Below are 19,329 nucleotides of genomic sequence, written 5' to 3' on the forward strand. Positions count from 1 at the left end.
GTCAGTTACCGGTCCGGGCTGCGACTGTACGACAACGGCCCCCCGCCCGGAAGGGCGGGAGGCCGTTCGTGTGCGGGCCTTGGAACCTCAGCCGCGCTGGATCCCCGTGGTGTCCTGCAGCACGCCACGGCGGCCGTCCTGCGTCTGCGCGACCAGCGCCTGACCGCGCTGCTCGACCGCGAGGTACCAGGTACCCGGGGCCAGTTCGGCGATCGGCGTCGGCGAGCCGTCCTCCGCGTACAGCGGACGCGGCACCGGAACGGCGAACCAGAACGGCGAGAACTCCGGCGCGGGCGGCTGCGGCTGCGGCTGCGCCTGCTGCGGCTGGCCGCCGAAGGGCTGACCCGGCTGCGGCTGACCGCCGTACGGGGCCTGCTGGGCGCCGGGGTAGCCGTAACCGCCCTGGGGCTGGGCGCCGTAGGGCTGCGGGGCCGGGGGCTTGGGGGCGGGGATCAGGGCGGCCTGGAGGGCCGGGACGAGGGGGGTGGCGACCGCGGCGCCGGCCATCACCAGCGTCGCGACCAGCAGGAGGATCAGGCCGACGCCGGCGTCCAGGCTGTCCCCGGCACCGTCGAAGTTGTTGGTGCCGCTGGCCGGGTCGAAGATGTTCCCGAGTGCGCTCCACGCCGCGAAGACCGTGAACGCGACGCCGAACTGACCGAGGTCCAGCCCGGCCACCTTCGGCACCTGCGGCAGCCCGCGGGCGACGATCACCAGCGCGGCACCGATGATGCCCGCCAGGACGACGCCCAGGAGGATCGGACCGCTCGCCCAAGCACTGGGGAAGTCGTAGTCGTCCGGGGCCCCGTCGGCCGAGTAGGTGTCCAGGAACGACGCGATCAACAGCAACACCGCTGCTCCGATCACCACGCCGTCGCCTCTAGTGAGGGAGCGGATATTCACTTCAGGTCCTTCGTAGGTCGTCTCGTCGTCGGTGGAGTCGTCGGTGGAGGCGTCGCTGTCACCATGTCGCCGTCAGGCCCGGTGTGAGCGCGGGGGGTGGCCCCTCATCGTACGGACGACACTATCGTCCGCCCGAACAGGGTGTCCGCCCGGATCCACACGCTGATCACTACCCGCGCAGGAAACTCACGATTCCCTCAGAGATCCCTTGCGCCGCCTTCTGCCGCCAGGCACCACTGGTCAGCAATGCCGCGTCCTTGCTATCGCGCATGTTGCCGCACTCGATGAACACCTTGGGAACCGTTGACAGATTGAGACCGCCCAGGTCCGTGCGGGTGACCAGTCCGGTGCCGGAACCGACGTAGTCGGAGGGCGCGCTGCCCGTGGCGCGCACGAAGTTGCCCGCGACGCGCTCGCCGAGGTCGCGTGAAGGGGCCACGATCGCACGGGTGTCGGCGGCGCCCGCGCGCACGCTGCCCGGCAGGATGACGTGGAAGCCGCGGTTGCCGGCCGCCGAGCCGTCCGCGTGCACCGAGACCACGGCGTCCGCGTGCGCCGCGTTGCCGATCCGGGCCCGCTCGTCCACGCACGGGCCGTAGGGCCGGTCGCCGTCCTGCGTCAGCCGCACCGTGGCGCCCTGCTCCTGAAGCAGCGTGCGCATCCGGTGGGCGACGTCCAGCGTGAACCGGGCCTCCTGGTAACCGGCGTTGGTGGCCGTGCCCGTCGTGTCGCACTCCTTCGTGTTCGTCCCGATGTCCACCTTGCGGTTGATCTCGGCCGTGTGCTCGAAGTTGCCCGGGTTGTGCCCCGGGTCGATGACGATCACCTTCCCGGTGAGCGGGCCGGAGACGGCGGGCACGGACGTCGAGGGGGCGGTGGTGGGCTCCGGTTCCGCGGAGCCGCCCGGCTTCTCGTCGTCGGCGGGGGCGGTGGCGGCCGTGGGGGAGGGGGACGCGCTCACCGTGCGGGCGGCCGAGCCGGACGCCCCGGCGGAGCCGTCGGCGCCCCCGCCGGTACCGCCCACCGCCTCGTACACCAGCCACCCCAGCAGCGCGCCCGGCACGAGCGCGGCGAGGGCGACGGTCAGCGGGCCGCGCCGGGGACGGCGGGGCTGGGGAGGATCGAAGTCCGGGCCTGCGTACGACACGACAGCGACTCTAGCCGTGCCCTCAGATCCCCGCGCCCGTCCGCCGCAGGACGCGCAACGAGCCGGTGGCCGAGACCTCCGCGAAGGCACCGGAGGCGAGGGCCCGGAGGTAGACACGGTAGGGAGCCTGGCCGGTGAACTCGTCCACCGGATCGGGGAACACGTCGTGGATCACGAGCAGTCCGCCCTCGGCGACCCGGGGCGCCCAGCCCTCGTAGTCGGCGTTCGCGTGCTCGTCGGTGTGCCCGCCGTCGACGAAGACGAGGCCGAGGGGGGAGTTCCACACCTTCGCGACCTGCGGCGAGCGGCCCACGAGCGCGATCACGTGGTCCTCCAGGCCCGCGCGGCGCAGCGTGCGGCGGAACGTGGGCAGCGTGTCCATCAGGCCGAGTTCGGGGTCGACCGTCTCGGGGTCGTGGTACTCCCAGCCCGGCTGCTGCTCCTCGCTGCCCCGGTGGTGGTCGACGGTGAGCGCGACGACCCCGGCCGCGCGGGCCGCGCCGGCGAGCAGGATCGTGGAACGCCCGCAGTACGTGCCGACTTCGAGGAGCGGCAGCCCGAGCCGCCCGGCCTCCACGGCGGCCCCGTACAGGGCCAGGCCCTCATCCGTCGGCATGAACCCCTTCGCCGCCTCGAAGGCGGCCAGGATCTCGGGCTCGGGAGCCGCGGGCATGGGGGTCCTCTCGGTCGTACGGGCGGGCAGGCGCCGTACGACCGCCGTGGCGTCGCGTACGGACCTGTGGGCGCCCCATGCTGCCGCACGCCCCGCCGGACGGGCGACAGGGGGTGGCGACAGGGGGTGCGGACAGCGGGCGCTGACCGCGGGCGGGGCGAACCGATGCCGCCCGCGCGGCACCATGCTGCTCCGGCTGCCCGCCCTCGGCGATGACGGCGATGACGGCGATGACGGCGATGACAGCGATGACGGCGAGGCCGAGCGCGGTGACCCGGCCGTCGCGTGTCCGGGGACGAAGGCGCCGGGTTCCTGCCGGGCCGTAGCCGCCGGGCATCCCTGGCCCCGCGCGGCCCGAACCGGCCCGCTTCGGCTCCGACGCCACGGGGCTCGCCGCATGCGTCACCGGCAAGGCGCGTCCCCGTGCCGCCGGCTCTCGCGGTCGCGGCCGGGCTGTCGGCCGGGCTGTCGCCGGTGAGCCTGTCGGAGCCGCTGTGGGCCCGACGCGGTCACCACCGCCCTGGCGCTGCCGCTGGCGCTGTCGCTGCCGATGAGCGGATCGCCCGCCGGGTGATGGGAAACGGCGAGCGGCTCACAGCGAACGTTGAACGCGGGTGCTGGGTGCTGGGTGCTGGGTGCTGGGTGCTGGATGCCGGGCGTCGGTGTCTAGGCGGAGACCGTCGCGGCCGGCAGGGACAGGTCCAGGTCGACCGGGCGGTCGTCGCCTTCGTGGGTGGCGGACGAGGCGAGCGGGGCGTGGCCGGTGGCGCGGGCGGCCAGGACGTAGGTGCCCCGGCCGGGGACGGCGAGGGTGTAGGTGCCGTCCTGCGCGGAGAGCGTCGCGCCGGCCTGCCGGCCGCGGCGGTCGATCAGGGTGACCTTGGCGCGGGCGACCGGGGTGCCGGTGGCGTCCAGGACGCGGCCGCGGAAGGCGCGCAGTGCCTGCTCGGCACGGGCCAGGTTGGCGTCCTCCTCGCTGCTGGCCCGCAGCTGCGGCCGGGCGGCCGGGCGGGTCCGGGGCAGGAAGAGGGCCAGCACCAGGCCGAGGAGGACCGCGGCGGTCGCGATCAGGAAGGAGACCCGGAAGCCGTGCATGGTGGGGATCGCCACGCCGTTCACGGTGTTCGCCGTGTTGGCGAGGACCATACCGACCACCGCGCTGGACACCGACGTACCGATCGAGCGCATCAGCGTGTTGAGGCCGTTGGCCGCGCCCGTCTCCGAGGCCGGGACCGCGCCGACGATCAGCGCGGGCAGGGAGGAGTACGCGAGGCCGATGCCCGCGCCCAGGACCACCGCGATGACGAGGCTCTGCCAGGCGGCGCTCATCAGGCCGAGGCCGGCGCCGTAGCCGATGGCGATGATCAGCAGGCCGAGGATCAGGGTGACCTTGGGGCCGTACTTCGCCGACAGGCGGGCGTAGACGGGCGCCGTGACCATCATGGTCAGGCCGAGCGGCGCCACCAGCAGGCCCGCGACGACCATCGACTGGCCGAGGCCGTAGCCGGTGGACGTCGGCAGCTGGAGCAGCTGGGGGAGGACCAGCGAGACGACGTAGAACGAGACGCCGACCATGATCGAGGCGAGGTTGGTGAAGAGCACGGCCGGGCGGGCCGTGGTGCGCAGGTCCACCAGCGGGGCCTTGACGCGCAGCTCCATCACGCCCCACAGGAGCAGGACGAGGGCCGCGGCGCCGAACAGGCCGAGCGTGGTGCCCGAGGTCCAGCCCCAGTCGCTGCCCTTGGTGATGGGGAGGAGGAAGAGGACGAGGCCGGCCGAGAGGCCGAGCGCACCCGGCAGGTCGAAGGTGCCCTTGGCGCGCGCCGGGGACTCGGGGACGACGCGGAGGGTGAGGACGATGGCGAGCACGCCGAGGCCGGCGGCGCCGTAGAACAGGGCGTGCCAGTCGGCGTGCTGGGCGACCAGGGCCGCGGCGGGCAGCGCGAGTCCGCCGCCGACGCCGATCGAGGAGCTCATCAGGGCCATCGCCGAGCCGAGCCTCTCGCGGGGCAGCATGTCGCGCATCAGACCGATGCCGAGTGGGATGGCGCCCATCGCGAAGCCCTGGAGGGTCCGCCCCGCGATCATGATGAGCAGGTCGCTGGTGAGGGCGCTGAGCAGGGCGCCGGCCACCATCACCGCGAGGCTGCTGATCAGCATGCGCCGCTTGCCGTACAGGTCGCCGAGGCGGCCCATGATCGGTGTGGCCACGGCACCCGACAGGAGCGTCGAGGTCAGGACCCAGGTGGCGTTGCCGGGCGAGGTGTCCAGCAGCTGCGGCAGGTCCTTGATGACCGGGACGAGCAGGGTCTGCATCACCGCGACCACGATGCCCGCGAACGCGAGCACCGGGACGAGGGCCCTGCTCGCTCCGCGTGCGGGCTGGTCGGTCGACGTGTGCGTCATGGAGTGGGGCCTCCAGGCCAGGGGAGAGGTGAGCCGGCTGATCCGTGCGGGACATGTGGCGGGATACCCAGCGGATACGTGCAGCTTGAACCCCGTGTGCCCGGGCAACTATTCCGATGCTTCGACGAGCTAACGAATTTTTGACCTTCCCATGAGAATCTGACGTGACGTCAGCCGCGCCGGCCCGGGTGCTGGGCTGAGGCGACTTCCGGGCCGGCCCCCGAACGCCGAAAAGCGCACCTGGCGCCCCCGGCGGAAGACATCCTGACGCCCCTCGCGCACCCTGCCACCGGAGTTTCACCCGACTCCGGACCGGAGGGCTCACCGCCCCGGCCCCACCCCCGCACGCGGCCGGTGACGCCCTCCGGCGGTCACCTGTTCACCCCTTATGACCTGGGCTTTCCTGGTCGCCGTCGCTACGATCGCCGGGACCGGAAGGGGGCCGGATGGACCGGCACGTACGCACGGTGGACGACGTGCTCCAGCTCATGGACGACCTGTTCGCGCCGGAGGCCGACCGCTGGACGGACCGCGGTGCCGCCTGGTGGGACGGCTTCTACGCGGACCGCGCCAGAGCGGTGCCGTTCTTCGCGGCGAAGCCGGACGAGAACCTGGTCTCCTACCTCGACCGCGGCCTGGTGACCGCCGGCCGCGCCCTCGACCTGGGCTGTGGTCCCGGCCGCAACGCGCTGTGGCTGGCCGCGCGCGGCTTCGAGGTGGACGCGGTCGACCTGTCTCCGACGGCCGTCCAGTGGGCGAGGGAGCGGGCCCGTGAGGCGGGGGCCGAGGCCACCGTCAGGTTCCACCGCGGGGATGCCTTCGCCCTCACCGCCACGGTCCTCGCCGGACCCTACGACCTGGTCTACGACTCCGGCTGCTTCCACCACCTCCCGCCCCACCGCCGGATCAGCTACCTCGCCCTCCTCGACCGCGTCCTGGCCCCCGGCGGTCACTTCGCCCTCACCTGCTTCGCGGCCGGCGCCATGGGCTCGGAGCTGCCCGACGCCGACTTCTACCGCCGCCCGGGTCTGCACGGCGGACTCGCCTACACCCCCGACTCCCTGCGCCGGATCTTCTCCGGCCTCGCGGAACGCGAACTGCGCCGCATGGGCGACGAGCCCTCCGAGTCGCCGCACTTCGGGGAGGAGTTCCTGTGGACGGCGCTGTTCCGGCGCGACCAGGTCCCGCGGGACCAGACCCCGCGGGACCAGACCCCGCGGGAACGAATGTCACCGAAGCCCACCGAACCGAAGCCCACCTAGCCGAATGTCTGACGCTCCGTCAGGAGGCTTCACAACTTTGGTGGGCTGGGTTATACAAGGGGCGCCGGACTGGAACGCGTTCTAGATCGGCCCGCGACGACCTCGGTGCGGCCGACGGTGCGGACGGCCGTACCGAGGTCTCTGAGTCCTCAGGGAGCCGCATGCCCATCGACGCAGCCACGGCACTGGCCGCCGAGCCACGCTCCGGCCGCCTGGCCTGGACCGCCAAGGACGTCCAGCTCTACCACCTCGGCGTCGGCGCGGGCGCGAACCCCGACAAGGACAGCCCCGCCACCGACCCCGACGAGCTGCGCTACACCCTGGAGTCCCGGCTGCACGTCCTGCCGAGCTTCGCCACCGTCGCCGGCGCGGGCTCGCCCGGGGTGATCGGCGGCCTGTCCATGCCCGGCGTCGACGTCGACCTGGCCCGCGTCCTGCACGGCGGCCAGAGCCTGACCCTGTACCGGCCCCTGCCGGCCGAGGGCCAGGCCACCGCGACCTCCCGTATCGCCGCCGTGTACGACAAGGGCAAGGCGGCGGTCCTGGTGATGCGCACCGAGGTCGCCGACGCCGACGGCCCGCTGTGGACCAACGACGCCCAGATCTTCGTACGGGGGGAGGGCGGCTGGGGCGGCGACCGCGGCCCCTCCGTCCGCCGCGAACCGCCCGCCGGGGAGCCCGACCGGGTCGTGGAGCGGCCGGTGCGCCAGGACCAGGCCCTGCTCTACCGCCTGTCCGGCGACCTGAACCCGCTGCACGCCGACCCCGAGTTCGCCAAGCTCGCCGGTTTCGAGCGGCCCATCCTGCACGGGCTGTGCACCTACGGCATCACCCTCAAGGCGGTCGTCGACACGCTGCTCGGCGGGGACGTGGCCCGGGTGCGGGCGTACACTACCCGGTTCGCCGGGATCGTCTTCCCGGGGGAGACCCTGCGCGTCCGCATGTGGCGCGGGGACGGCGAGATCCGGGTGGCCGTCAGCGCGGTGGAGCGGAACGAGGCGCCCGTCCTCACCGACACCGTCGTCACCACCCACTCCTGAGCCGTCGAGCCGTCGAGCAGTCGAGCAGTCGAGCCGTCGAGCCACCGCGCCACGAGCGCACCGAGTCGTCCCGCCGTCCCGCCGTCCAGCCGTCCCGTCATCCAGTCATCGAGCGACCGGCCACCGAGCCCTCCGAGGGGAGCCGCACCATGCGCGCAGCCGTACTGCACGAGATCGGCCAGGACAAGCTGGAGGTTCTCGACGACGTCGAGGCGGTGGGCTTCGGCCCCGGCAAGGTGCGGATCCGGGTACGGGCCACCGGGCTGTGCCACTCGGACCTGTCCGCGATGGCCGGCGTCCTGCCGCAGCCGGCGCCCTTCGTGCCCGGTCACGAGGGCGCGGGCGAGATCCTCGAAGCCGGCGAGGGCGTCGGCCGGGTGAAGGCGGGCGACCGGGTCGTCGTCTGCTGGCTGCCCGCCTGCGGTGGCTGTCCCGCCTGCAAGCGCGGCCAGACCGAGCTGTGCCTGGCCGGTTTCATGAACGCGGGCACCCCCAACTTCCGGCGCCCCGGCGGGGACCTGTTCGGCTTCGCCGGCACCGGCACCTTCGCCGAGGAGGTCGTCGTCGACGCCGGCTGCGCGGTGCCGATCCCCGACGACGTGCCCTTCGACATCGCCGCCCTCATCGGCTGCGGCGTGACGACCGGGCTCGGCGCCGCCCTCAACACCGCGGACGTGCAGGCGGGTTCGTCCGTCGCCGTCATCGGCTGCGGCGGGGTCGGCATCTCCGCCGTTCAGGGGGCGCGGCTCAGGGGCGCCGCCGAGATCGTCGCCGTCGACCCGGTCGCCTCGCGCCGCGAGTCCGCCCTCAGGTTCGGTGCCACCAGGGCCGTCTCGCCGGACGAGCTGGCCGACGCCAAGCAGCAGGTCACCGGCGGCGAGGGCTTCGACTACGTCTTCGAGGTCGTCGGCAAGTCCGCCACCGCCCGGACGGCGTACGACACCACCCGGCGCGGCGGCACGCTCGTCGTCGTCGGCGCGGGAGCCATGGACGACGTCCTCCAGCTCAACATGTTCGAGCTGTTCTTCGACGAGAAGCGGATCCTGCCCTCCCTGTACGGCGGCGGCGACGTCCTGCGCTCCTACGAGCGGACCATCGCCCTGTGGCGGGCCGGCCGCGTCGACCTGGACGGCCTGATCACCCACCGGGTGCCGCTGGCCGACATCAACGAGGCGCTGGACCAGATGCGCACGGGGACCTCGCTCCGTACGTGCGTGGAGATCTGAGGAGGCCGCCGGATGCCGATGTCACCGCCACTGTCACCACCACCGTCACCACCACTCGACGGGCGGTCCGCGATCGTCACCGGCGCGGGCCGGGGGCTCGGCCGCGCCGAGGCGCTGGAGCTGGCCCGGCTGGGCGCGGCCGTCGTCGTCAACGACTACGGTCAGCCCGGCCGGGACGGCTCGGGCGAGGCCTCCACGGCACCCGCCGAGCAGGTCGCCGCCGAGATCCGCGCCGCGGGCGGAACGGCCCTCGCCCACACCGGGGACGTGTCGGACTTCCGACAGGCCGCAGAACTGGTCGAGTCGGCCGTCGCCGAGTTCGGCCGGCTGGACGTCCTGGTGAACAACGCGGGCATCCTGCGCGACCGCATGGTCTTCTCCATGACCGAGGACGACTGGGACGCGGTGATCCGGGTCCACCTCAAGGGCCACTTCAACACCACCCGCTTCGCGGCGGCACACTGGCGCGCACGGTCCAAGGCGGCGGGCGGGCCGGTGTACGGGCGGATCGTGAACACCTCGTCGGAGGCGTTCCTCGCCGGGTCCGCCGGACAGCCCAACTACGCGGCGGCGAAAGGCGGCATCGTCGGGCTCACCACCTCCACCGCCCTCGCGCTCGCCAAGTACGGCGTGACGGCCAACGTCATCTGCCCGCGCGCCCGCACCCGGATGACCGAGGACGTCTTCGCCGGCCTCGAACACCCCGGGAACGGACTGGACCCGCTCGCGCCCGAGCACGTCGCCCCCCTCGTCGGCTACCTGGCCTCACCGGCCGCCGCCCGGGTCAACGGCCAGCTGCTCGTCGTCCACGGAGGCATGGTGGCCGTCGTCGAACGCCCGCGGGTGGCCGCGAAGTTCGACAGCGAGCAGGACACGTTCAGCTACGACGAGCTGGACGCGCTGCTCACCCCGCACTACGCGCGACGGCCGGACGGGGAGACGTTCGCGGCGGCCGAGGTGCTGGGCCTCAAGCGGGACTAGCGGGAGCAGCGGGAGCAGCGGGAGTAGACAGCACACGGCCCGGCTTCCCGTACCAGCACACGGCCCGGCTTCCCGTACCAGTACGGGAAGCCAGGGCCGTGTGTCGTTCAGGCCGCGGACTCGGTCTGTTCGACCGGCTTGCGGTGACGGCCGCGAGGGGCCGCCTCGTCGTCGTGGACCGCGACGGGACCCCGGTGCCGGCCGTGGCCGGAGGGCTCCTGGGAGTCGGCGGTCGACTGGTGTGTGCTGGCGTCACTCATCGGATGTGATTCACCCCGTCAACATGATCCTTCTTGCCGCCGGGCGAGTTTAACCGGCACTCCACGGCCCGAATCCAGACGGCCCGGCCAACCGGCACTGGTTCGTTACAAGACGGCCCAGGGGCGCCTGCTGCAAGGGCACCGGACGGGCCGCGACCGGGGCCTCAGGATCCGCTTCCGGCGGCTCGTCCGGCCCGGGGGGCACACTCCCCGACGCCGCCCGTGCGGCCGTACCGCCCCCGACCGGGTCCCCCGGACCGCCGTCCGCCGCGTCCCCGTCCCCCGCGTCCCCCGGCCCCGCGTCTCCCGTCTCGCCCGCAGGTGCCGCCACCCGTGCCAGTCCGCACGGCGCCTCGGCCGTGGCGTACGGCAGGTGGAGCACCCCGTCCTCGGTCCAGCGGCCCGCGCCCGCCAGCCACCCCTCGGGTGCCGGGAGGTGGTGGACCCGCCGGGCCGCCGGCCGCCACACCGCGACCCAGCCGCCGAACGGACCGTCGACCCGCAGCGCCACCGCGCAGCCCTCCGGCATCAGGACCTGGCCGGGCTGGATCGCGAACGGGGTGACCGTGCAGCCGTCCACCCGCAGGCACTCCGGGAAGCGCACCGGCAGCGTGCTGCCCAGCACCCCCCAGCCCAGCCGGTGCCGTCCCGGTGACGGTGCGTCGGAGCGGATCAACAGCAGCCCGCTGTCCGGGTCCGCGAGCAGCAGCCGGTCGTCGCTGTCCGCGGCGATCTGCAGCAGCGGCGAGACCTCGCCGGCGCGCTCCAGATCCACCACGACCGTCTTGGTCCGCCCGCCGGCCTCCCGGTCCAGCGCCAGCATCCGTCCGGTGCCGTCCAGCCACACGCCGCCCGAGCAGCGCCCCGGGATCTCCGCGAGGTGCTCGGGCCCGAAGGCGCCGCCCACCACCAGCCACACCGCGCTGGAGCGCCGGCCCACGGCGAGGGCGTACGCCTTGTCGCCGCCCGGCGCGGGCGGCAGCAGCCGCAGCCGGGTGCCCTCGTCCGGGCACTCGACCGCGCCGAGCGGCAGCTCACCGGTGTCCGGTCCGGTGGGGTACAGCAGGGAGAAGGCGTGCCGTCCGTCCAGCAGCCGCCGGATGAGCACCCGCCCGTCACCCATCGGCTGCACCTCGGTGCCGGGCTCCTCCGGCTGGTTGCCGGGCAGCGGCACCGCGTACGGCTCGGGCCCGCCCAGTGTCCAGCGCTCGGGGAACAGGGAGTCGCCGTGCCGTGCCAGGCGGGCGGCGTAGGAGCCGTCGACGGTGAGCGCGCATCCCGCCTGCGGGATCCCTCCGTCTTCGTCCGACGCGGCGGACTCAGTCGCACAGGCCGTCATCGTTCGGTCACCTCCGGCGACGAAGCTAGTTTTCGTACGCACGGGCGGGGGACCGGCAGGCGCTCACTTCACACGAATGGATGGCCCCGAAACGATTCGCCTGAGGAAGCCGGGGCGAGTGTGCTGGGCGGGACGACCGGCGGCTCCACCGGTTCGGGGGGCGAGAACAGCCAGGTAGCCTTGAGCCGTGCCCCGTCTGTCTGAAGTCATCGCCGCGCTGGAGAACCTGTGGCCCGCCGAGCGGGCCGAGTCCTGGGACGCGGTCGGCACCGTCGTGGGCGACCCCGACCAGGAGGTCGCGCGGGTCCTCTTCGCCGTCGACCCGGTCCGGGAGATCGTGGACGAGGCGGTGAAACTGGGCGCCGGTCTGCTGGTCACCCACCACCCCCTCTATCTGCGCGGCACGACGACGGTCGCGGCCTCCACCGTCAAGGGCCGCGTGGTGCACACCCTGATCAAGAACGACATCGCGCTGCACGTGGCCCACACCAACGCGGACACCGCGGACCCGGGCGTCTCCGACGCCCTCGCGGGCGCGCTCGGCCTGCGGGTCGTCCGTCCGCTGGTGCCGGACCCCACCGACCCGGAGGGCCGCCGGGGCCTGGGCCGGATCTGCGAACTGGACCACCCCCTCACCGTCCGCGAGCTCGCCGCCCGCGCCGCCGAGCGGCTGCCCGCCACCGCGCAGGGCATCCGCGTGGCCGGCGACCCGGAGGCGACCGTGCGCACGATCGCCGTCAGCGGCGGCTCCGGCGACAGCCTCTTCGACCAGGTCCGCGCGGCCGGCGCCGACGTCTTCCTCACCGCGGACCTGCGCCACCACCCCGCCTCCGAGGCCGTCGCCGACAGCCCCCTCGCGCTGCTCGACGCCGCCCACTGGGCCACCGAATGGCCCTGGTGCGAGCTGGCCGCCGCCCAGCTCGACGAAATTTCCGACCGGAAGGGATGGGGCCTGAGGGTCCACGTCTCCCGGACGGTCACCGACCCCTGGACCGCCCACGCGGCGTCCACGCCGACCTCTAGCTCAATGGGAGCCCCCAACTGAACGCCGCGCCCGCCGACCAGATCCGCCTCCTCGAAGTCCAGGACCTCGACGCCCGCCTCCAGCAGCTCGCGCACAAGCGCCGGTCGCTGCCCGAGCACGCCGAGATCGAGTCGCTGACCAAGGACCTGACGCAGCTGCGCGACCTCCTCGTCGCCGCGCAGACCGAGGAGAGCGACACCGCCCGCGAGCAGATCAAGGCCGAGCAGGACGTGGACCAGGTGCGCCAGCGCGCCGCCCGCGACCAGCAGCGCCTGGACTCCGGCGCGGCCACCTCCCCGAAGGATCTGGAGAACCTCCAGCGCGAGATCGTCTCGCTCGCCAAGCGGCAGGGCGACCTGGAGGACATCGTCCTGGAGGTCATGGAGCGCCGCGAGTCCGCCCAGGAGCGGGTCGCGGAACTGACCGAGCGGGTCTCCTCCGTCCAGTCGAAGATCGACGACGCGACCGCCCGCCGGGACGCGGCCTTCGAGGCGCTGGACAGCGAGGAGGCCACGGCGGCCAAGCAGCGCGAGGTCATCGCCGCCGCGATCCCCGCGGACCTGCTCAAGCTCTACGACAAGCTGCGCCAGCAGCAGGGCGGCGTCGGCGCGGCCAAGCTGTACCAGCGCACCTGCCAGGGCTGCCGCCAGGAGCTCGCGATCACCGACTTCAACGAGATCCGCGCGGCGGCGCCCGACACGGTGGTCCGCTGCGAGAACTGCCGCCGCATCCTGGTGCGCACGTCCGAGTCCGGCCTCTAGGAGCCTTTCCGGTGCGGGAGTTCATCGTCGAGGCCGACGGCGGGTCGCGGGGCAACCCGGGACCCGCGGGCTACGGATCCGTGGTGCTCGACGCGGCCACGGGCGGGACCCTGGCCGAGGCGGCCGAGTACATCGGGACCGCCACGAACAACGTCGCCGAGTACCGCGGCCTGGTGGCCGGACTGCGCGCCGCGCACGCCCTGGACCCGACGGCCCGCGTCCACGTCCGCATGGACTCCAAGCTGGTCGTCGAGCAGATGTCGGGCCGCTGGAAGATCAAGCACCCCGACATGAAGCCCCTGGCCAGGGAGGCGGCGGGAGTGTTCCCGGCGTCGCAGGTCACCTACGAGTGGATCCCGCGCGACCGGAACAAGCACGCGGACCGGCTGGCCAACGAGGCGATGGACGCCGGCAAGCGCGGCGAGCAGTGGTCGCCGTCGGCGTCCACGGCCGAGCTGGACGCGACGGCGGCAGCGGTGGTGAGGGGTGCTGTTCCTGAGCCGTCCGGCCCGCCCGGGGACGCGGCGCTGGGCGCGGCCCGGGTGCGCGCGGCACTGTCGGGCGGCCGCGCCGCCGCCGCGCCGGGAGGCGCACCGGAGCGGGACGCGGTGGCGGACGGGGCTTCCGCGCCGGGGGCCGCCGGGCGGCTGCCCGCGACTGCGGGTGACTCCGCGCCCGCGGGTGTCTCCATCACGGCGGGTGTCTCCGGGCCCGCGGTTGTCTCCACCACGGCGGGTGTCTCCGGGCCCGCGGGTGTCTCCACCACGGCGGGTGACTCCGCGCCCGCTTTCGGTACGGCCGCTGCTTCCCGGTTCGCCTCCGCGGCGGGCTCCACTGCCTCCGCCTCGGCCGTCCCTCAGCCGGTCCCCGCCTCTCCGGCCGATTCGCGTACGCCCTCCCCGGACGCGGTCGATTCGCGTACGCCCTCCCCGGACGCGGCCGGTGGCGGAGCCGCGAAGGCCGGAGCCGGGAAGGCCGGGGCCGATGTCCGTGCCGCCAAGGCGGTCGCCTCGCCGGGCTGGGCGCCCGCCGACCTGGGCGCTCCCGCCACCTTCGTGCTGCTGCGGCACGGGGAGACCCCGCTGACGCCGCAGAAGCGGTTCTCCGGCAGCGGTGGAAGTGATCCCTCGCTGTCCGACGTCGGCCGGGAGCAGGCCGAGCGGGTCGCCGCGGCCCTGGCCCGGCGCGGGACCATCGAGCACATCGTCGCCTCGCCCCTGGCCCGAACCCGTGAGACCGCCGCCGCCGTGGCCGCCCGCCTCGGCCTGGACGTCACGGTCGACGACGGGCTGCGGGAGACCGACTTCGGCGCCTGGGAGGGCCTCACCTTCGGCGAGGTGCGCGAGCGCCACCCGGACGACCTGAACGCCTGGCTGGCCGACCCGGAGGCCGAACCGACCGGCGGCGGCGAGAGCTTCGCGGCCACCGCCACCCGGATCGCCGCCACCCGTGACAGGCTGGTCGCCGCCCACGCGGGCCGCACGGTGCTGCTGGTCACCCACGTCACCCCGATCAAGACGTTCGTACGGCTCGCCCTCGGTGCCCCGCCGCAGTCCCTGTTCCGCATGGAGCTGTCGGCGGCCTCCCTGTCGGCGGTCGCGTACTACGCCGACGGCAACGCGAGCGTCCGGCTCCTCAACGACACCTCGCACCTGCGTCCGTGAGCGTCCGGTTGGTCAAGGGCGCGTCCGGCATCGTCAACGGCAGGTCGCACCCGCGTCCGTGAGCGTCCGGCACCCTCAGCGGCACCTCACGCCCGCGCCCGTGAACCGTCCCTGAGTCCCGCCGCGGCCCGTGCCAGCGCCTCGACCCGCCCCCAGTCCCGGGCGGCGATGGCCTCCCCGGGAAGCATCCACGTACCGCCCACACAGCCGACGTTGGGCAGAGCCAGGTACGCGGGCGCGTTCCCCGGCCCGATCCCGCCGGTCGGACAGAACCGGGCCCGCGGCAACGGCCCGGCCAGCGACCTCAGATACGCCGTGCCGCCCGCCGCCTCGGCCGGGAAGAACTTCATCTCCCGCACCCCGCGCTCCAGCAGCGCCACCACCTCGGACGTCGTGGACACCCCCGGCAGGAACGGCACCCCGGCTCCCCGCATCGCCGTCAGCAGTACGTCCGTCCAGCCCGGGCTCACCAGGAAGCGCGCCCCGGCCGCCACCGCCCGCGTCACCTGCCCCGGCGTGAGCACCGTGCCCGCGCCGACCACGGCGTCCGGCACCTCCCGGGCGACCGCCCGGATCGCGTCCAGCGCGGCGGGCGTCCGCAGCGTCACCTCGATCACGGGCAGCCCGCCCGCGACCAGTGCCCGGGCGAGGGGCACGGCGTCGGCGGCGTCCTCGACGACGAGGACGGGCACGACGGGGGCGAGGTCCAGGAGCGACGGGGCCATGGCGTCATCCTGCCTCCGGCATGCAGCATGCGCAAAGTTCGTTGCGTATGCTGCAACGGCAGTAACGGCCGTAACGGCTGGCGGAGGTGTCAGTGGACCTCGTCCACCAGCACGTCCAACGCCCAGGCCGCTCCCGCCTTCGCGGGCGCCTGCGCCTCCACCTCGTACCCGAGGTCCCGCAGCGCCTCCACCAGCTCGGCCGGGCCCTTCGGCGCCACCCCGGCCGACAGCAGACTCCGGACGATCCGCCCCTTCGTCGCCTTGTTGAAGTGGCTGACCACCTTCCGGGTCGGCGCGTGCAGCACCCGCACGCTCGCCGTCCGCCCCGCCACCTCGCCCTTCGGCTTCCACGCGGCCGCGTACGCCGAGGACCGCAGGTCCAGCACCAGCCCGTCCCCGGCCGCCTCCGGAAGCGCCGACGCCATCGGCGTCCGCCAGTGCGCGCCCAGCGCCCCGAGCCCGGGCAGCCGTACGCCCATAGAGCAGCGGTAGGAGGGGATCCGGTCCGTGACCCGGACCGCGCCCCACAACCCGGAGAAGACCAGCAGGGAACGGGCCGCCCGGCGCTTCGCGGCGGCCTCCAGCGAGGCCAGGTCCAGGGCGTCGTACAGCACACCGGTGTAGATCTCGCCGGCGGGCCGCGCCCCGGCCGTGCGCAGCCGCACGTTCTTCGCGACCTCGTCCCGCAGGCCCTCGCTCAGCCCCAGTACCTCGCGGGACTTGTCCTCGTCGGCGGCGCACAGCTCCACCAGCTCGTCGAGCACGGCCGCGCGGGCCTCGGTGAGCCCCGGCAGCGACAGCGACTCCAGCTTCAGCGGGGCGCCGCGACCGGAGGACGCCTTGCCTTCGGAGGGCGGCAGCAGGACAAGCACGGGATCGGTCTCCTTCTGGTTGAGCTCCGCAACAGCGTACGGCGTGCCACCGGGGCGCCCGGGCCCTACGCTCGCTGTATGCCCCGCCGCCGCATCCACGTGACCGGCGCCGCCGAAGCGCCGCTGCGAGCCGCCTTCACCGCACTGCGTGCCGAACTCGGGGTGCCCGAGAGCTTCCCGCCCCAGGCGCTCGCCGACGCCGACCGCGCGGCGAAGACGCCCGCGCTCCCCTCGTACGACGCCACCGGCATTCCCCTGTTCACCATCGACCCGCCCGCCTCCACCGACCTGGACCAGGCGATGCACCTGTCCCGGCGGGGCACCGGCTACCGCGTCCGGTACGCCATCGCCGATGTCGCCGCGTTCGTCGTCCCCGCCTCGGCGCTCGACACCGAGACGCACCGGCGGGTGACCACGCTCTACTTCCCCGACGAGAAGGTCCCGCTGCACCCGCCCGTGCTCGGCGAGGGCGCCGCCAGCCTGCTCCCGGACCAGGTGCGCCCCGCCGCTCTGTGGACGATCGACCTCGACGCGGACGGCCGTACGGTCGCCGTCGACGTCCGGCGGGCCCTCGTCCGCAGCCGGGCCAAGCTCGACTACGCGGGCGTACAGCGACAGATCGACTCACGTGCGGCGGAGGAACCGCTCGCCCTCCTCGGGGAGATCGGCCGGCTGCGGGAGACGCTGGAGGCCGAGCGCGGCGGCATCTCGCTGAACCTGCCCGAGCAGGAGATCGTCGCCCGGGACGGCGCGTACCAGCCGGTCTACCGGGCCCCGCTGCCCGCCGAGGGCTGGAACGCCCAGATCTCCCTGCTCACCGGCATGGCGGCGGCGGACCTGATGATCACGCACGGCACCGGCATCCTGCGCACCCTGCCCGCCGCCCCGGACGGCGCCGTCGGCCGGCTCCGCCGTACCGCGCACGCCCTGCGCGTCGACTGGCCGCACCACGTCTCGTACGCGCGGCTCGTCCGGTCCCTGGATCCCCGCCTCCCGCACCACGCGGCCTTCCTCCAGGAGTGCACGACCCTCCTGCGCGGCGCCGGCTACACGCCCTTCCGCGACGGCCGCCTCCCGGAGATCACCACACACGCCGCCGTCGCCGCGCCCTACGCCCACTGCACGGCCCCGCTGCGCCGCCTCGTCGACCGGTACGCGTCCGAGATCTGCCTCGCGGCCGTCGCCGGCCACGCCCCGCCCGACTGGGTGCTCGCCGCACTCGACGCGCTGCCGGAGGAGATGACGGCCGGCGGTCGCCGGGCGGGTGCCGTGGAGCGCGGATGCGTCGACGTCGTCGAGGCCGCACTGCTCCAGGACCGGGTGGGGGAGGTGTTCGACGGGTGCGTCGTGGACGTGGAGGAGCGCCGGCCCACCGTGGGCACCGTGCAGGTGGAGTCCCCGGCGGTCATCGGCCGGATCGAGGGCGGTGGAGCGCCGCTGCCGTTGGGGGAGCGGCTGCGGGTACGGCTCACCCGGGCCGATCCGGGAGCGGCGACGGTGCGTTTCGCGCCTGCGTGAGGGCGCGGACGAGTTCGGTCGCGTCGTCGGCGTGGAAGCGGACGCGACGGATGTCCCGACGCCGGCCGAAGAAGGTGAAGTGGGCGACCGGCTCGGCGAGTTCGAGGGTGACGGAGGTCTGCGCCCCTACGGCGAGGTCGAGTTGACCCTCGGCTTGCTTCTCGTGCACGGTCCGCAACTCCCGGCGTACGGAGGCGATCCGCTCCAGCGGGACGCGCAGATCGACGTGCACGGCACGGCGGAGACGGAGGTGACCGGCCTCCAGCACATGGGGCCGGACCACGTTCGCCGCGTGCAGCGCGACGATGAAGACGATCGTGTACACGTCCAGGAAGAACATCACCGCGTGCGGGACCGGCCAGTCCCGCAGCAGCACCGACATCGTCACCGTCTCGACCAGGCACACGAACGCGAACCCGAACATCATCGGTCCCTGCCCCCGGGCGTACCCGAACGCCCGCCCGCCGTCCGTCCCGTGGCGTCTCCTCGCCATCCACAGCACGAGACTCGCGAGCATCCGCACCTCGTGCCGGGCGAGGACGTGGACGACCCTCATGGGCTCCCCCTCTCGGTCAGGATCCGCATCGTCCGGCGGATCACCTCGGCCTGCGCGGGCGCGAAATCGGCGTACAACGCGCGCAGGAAATTGTCGGAACTGTCCTCGTGATCGATGCCGGCCTCCGGGAGCAGGTCGCGGGGCAGACAGTCGGCGAGCGCCCGCGCGGCCTCGTCCACCCGCCCGGTCACCCCCGGGTCCGCCAGGTCCGCGTCGGCGAGCTCGTCCAGCAGGGCGTACGCCCTGTGCACCCGCTCGATCCCGCCCGGAGCGCTCAGGGCGCCGCCCAGCAGCCCGACCAGCCGCTCCCGGTCCGCCGGAGGGGCCGCGGTGTCGAGCAGCGCGAGGATCTCCCGGTCCTTCGCGGCCATGGGGGAGCCGGGCACCGGCCCCACCTCGCGGAACAGCGCCGCGAGCTCGGACGAGACCGGCCCCTCGACGGGCAGCGCGCCCGCCTGGAGAAGACCGCGCAGCCGGGCCCGCCGCTCCCCGATCGCCGCCTCCTGCCGGGCGAGGTCCTCGTCCAGCTCGGTGAGCACCTCGACGAGATCCTTCCCGGCGTCCTCGGCGAGCACGTCCCGCACCTCGGCGAGCCCGAGCCCCAGCTCGGCCAGCCGCCGGATCCGGGCGAGCACGACGGCGTGCCGGAGCGTGTAGTCCCGGTATCCGTTACCGAGCCGCTCGGGCTCCGGGAGCAGGCCCAGGTGGTGGTAGTGCCGCACGGTCCGCGTCGTGACGCCGACGGCCGCGGCGAGTTCTCCGATCCGCATGGGACCAGTACAAACGCTGACGCTGCGGCAGGGTCAAGAGAGGCCTCATGGACCACACCGTTCAGCGACCCGGCGTCCGGCGACCACCGGGAACTCCGCGCCGCCGCCTTCGGCAAGCCGCTCACCCTCCCGGAACCCTCCGCCTTCGACCTGGACACGTCGGACTATCTCTGAGCCCTCAGGCGTTCCCCCCACAGCACGA

General features: G+C 74.0%; 18 protein-coding genes. 8 read left to right on the forward strand and 10 right to left on the reverse strand.

Annotated elements, in window-relative coordinates:
* Positions 1–87 precede the first annotated feature (87 nt).
* From ACWD0J_RS14655 to ACWD0J_RS14670, 4 genes are all read right to left on the reverse strand, one after another.
* On the reverse strand, positions 88–903 hold the full coding sequence (locus ACWD0J_RS14655) for a hypothetical protein (RefSeq protein WP_451496154.1): 816 nt from the start codon (positions 901–903) through the stop codon (positions 88–90).
* Positions 904–1,072: 169 nt separating this feature from the next.
* A complete protein-coding gene (locus ACWD0J_RS14660; RefSeq protein WP_451496155.1) occupies positions 1,073–2,050 on the reverse strand; it encodes an N-acetylmuramoyl-L-alanine amidase in 978 nt (325 codons plus the stop codon).
* A gap of 22 nt (positions 2,051–2,072) precedes the next feature.
* Entirely contained in the window at positions 2,073–2,723 is a 651-nt protein-coding gene (locus tag ACWD0J_RS14665) for a class I SAM-dependent methyltransferase (protein ID WP_451496156.1), read from the reverse strand.
* 666 nt (positions 2,724–3,389) lie between these two features.
* The gene (locus ACWD0J_RS14670) at positions 3,390–5,129 is read right to left on the reverse strand and encodes an MFS transporter (protein WP_451496157.1); all 1,740 of its coding nucleotides are present in this window, start codon (positions 5,127–5,129) and stop codon (positions 3,390–3,392) included.
* A 446-nt stretch (positions 5,130–5,575) separates the two neighbouring features.
* Here ACWD0J_RS14670 and ACWD0J_RS14675 point away from each other — a divergent pair, with 446 nt between their 5' ends.
* The 4 genes from ACWD0J_RS14675 to ACWD0J_RS14690 all read left to right on the forward strand — a co-directional run bounded on the left by ACWD0J_RS14675 (position 5,576) and on the right by ACWD0J_RS14690 (position 9,638).
* Positions 5,576–6,391: a class I SAM-dependent methyltransferase gene (locus tag ACWD0J_RS14675; RefSeq protein WP_451496158.1), complete on the forward strand. Its 816-nt coding sequence runs from the start codon at positions 5,576–5,578 to the stop codon at positions 6,389–6,391.
* Between the two features lie 161 nt (positions 6,392–6,552).
* Positions 6,553–7,431: a MaoC/PaaZ C-terminal domain-containing protein gene (locus tag ACWD0J_RS14680; RefSeq protein WP_451496159.1), complete on the forward strand. Its 879-nt coding sequence runs from the start codon at positions 6,553–6,555 to the stop codon at positions 7,429–7,431.
* Positions 7,432–7,580: 149 nt separating this feature from the next.
* On the forward strand, positions 7,581–8,657 hold the full coding sequence (locus ACWD0J_RS14685) for a Zn-dependent alcohol dehydrogenase (RefSeq protein WP_451496160.1): 1,077 nt from the start codon (positions 7,581–7,583) through the stop codon (positions 8,655–8,657).
* 18 nt (positions 8,658–8,675) lie between these two features.
* A complete protein-coding gene (locus tag ACWD0J_RS14690) occupies positions 8,676–9,638 on the forward strand; it encodes a 3-oxoacyl-ACP reductase (protein WP_451496161.1) in 963 nt (320 codons plus the stop codon).
* A 107-nt stretch (positions 9,639–9,745) separates the two neighbouring features.
* On the opposite strand, the gene ACWD0J_RS14695 is transcribed toward ACWD0J_RS14690, so the two are convergent.
* A complete protein-coding gene (locus ACWD0J_RS14695) occupies positions 9,746–9,898 on the reverse strand; it encodes a hypothetical protein (RefSeq protein WP_451496162.1) in 153 nt (50 codons plus the stop codon).
* A gap of 49 nt (positions 9,899–9,947) precedes the next feature.
* On the reverse strand, positions 9,948–11,237 hold the full coding sequence (locus tag ACWD0J_RS14700) for a hypothetical protein (RefSeq protein WP_451496163.1): 1,290 nt from the start codon (positions 11,235–11,237) through the stop codon (positions 9,948–9,950).
* Positions 11,238–11,424: 187 nt separating this feature from the next.
* On the opposite strand from ACWD0J_RS14700, the gene ACWD0J_RS14705 reads away from it, so the two are divergent.
* The 3 genes from ACWD0J_RS14705 to ACWD0J_RS14715 are packed head-to-tail and all read left to right on the forward strand — an operon-like array spanning position 11,425 to position 14,686.
* Positions 11,425–12,282, forward strand: a complete 858-nt coding sequence (locus tag ACWD0J_RS14705; RefSeq protein WP_451496164.1) for a Nif3-like dinuclear metal center hexameric protein — start codon at positions 11,425–11,427, stop codon at positions 12,280–12,282.
* Entirely contained in the window at positions 12,279–13,022 is a 744-nt protein-coding gene (locus ACWD0J_RS14710) for a zinc ribbon domain-containing protein (RefSeq protein ID WP_451496216.1), read from the forward strand. The genes ACWD0J_RS14705 and ACWD0J_RS14710 overlap by 4 nt, the downstream gene beginning before the upstream one ends.
* A gap of 11 nt (positions 13,023–13,033) precedes the next feature.
* Entirely contained in the window at positions 13,034–14,686 is a 1,653-nt protein-coding gene (locus tag ACWD0J_RS14715) for a bifunctional RNase H/acid phosphatase (protein ID WP_451496165.1), read from the forward strand.
* Between the two features lie 86 nt (positions 14,687–14,772).
* Here ACWD0J_RS14715 and eda read toward each other — a convergent pair whose 3' ends face one another.
* Complete coding sequence (eda, locus tag ACWD0J_RS14720) at positions 14,773–15,411, reverse strand: bifunctional 4-hydroxy-2-oxoglutarate aldolase/2-dehydro-3-deoxy-phosphogluconate aldolase (protein WP_451496166.1); 639 nt, start codon at positions 15,409–15,411, stop codon at positions 14,773–14,775.
* A gap of 89 nt (positions 15,412–15,500) precedes the next feature.
* Entirely contained in the window at positions 15,501–16,283 is a 783-nt protein-coding gene (gene yaaA, locus ACWD0J_RS14725; RefSeq protein ID WP_451496167.1) for a peroxide stress protein YaaA, read from the reverse strand.
* 78 nt (positions 16,284–16,361) lie between these two features.
* Between yaaA and ACWD0J_RS14730 the strand changes: the two genes are divergently transcribed.
* Entirely contained in the window at positions 16,362–17,801 is a 1,440-nt protein-coding gene (locus ACWD0J_RS14730) for an RNB domain-containing ribonuclease (RefSeq protein WP_451496168.1), read from the forward strand.
* Here the strand turns inward: ACWD0J_RS14730 and ACWD0J_RS14735 are convergent.
* Both ACWD0J_RS14735 and ACWD0J_RS14740 read right to left on the reverse strand, forming a co-directional pair.
* Positions 17,752–18,357 (reverse strand): hypothetical protein, encoded by a 606-nt coding sequence (locus ACWD0J_RS14735; protein WP_451496169.1) that lies wholly within the window; start codon positions 18,355–18,357, stop codon positions 17,752–17,754. The genes ACWD0J_RS14730 and ACWD0J_RS14735 overlap by 50 nt on opposite strands.
* A complete protein-coding gene (locus tag ACWD0J_RS14740; RefSeq protein WP_451496170.1) occupies positions 18,354–19,127 on the reverse strand; it encodes a MerR family transcriptional regulator in 774 nt (257 codons plus the stop codon). The genes ACWD0J_RS14735 and ACWD0J_RS14740 overlap by 4 nt, the downstream gene beginning before the upstream one ends.
* Positions 19,128–19,329 lie beyond the last annotated feature (202 nt).

It is taken from the genome of Streptomyces sp. NPDC003011, assembly GCF_053591515.1.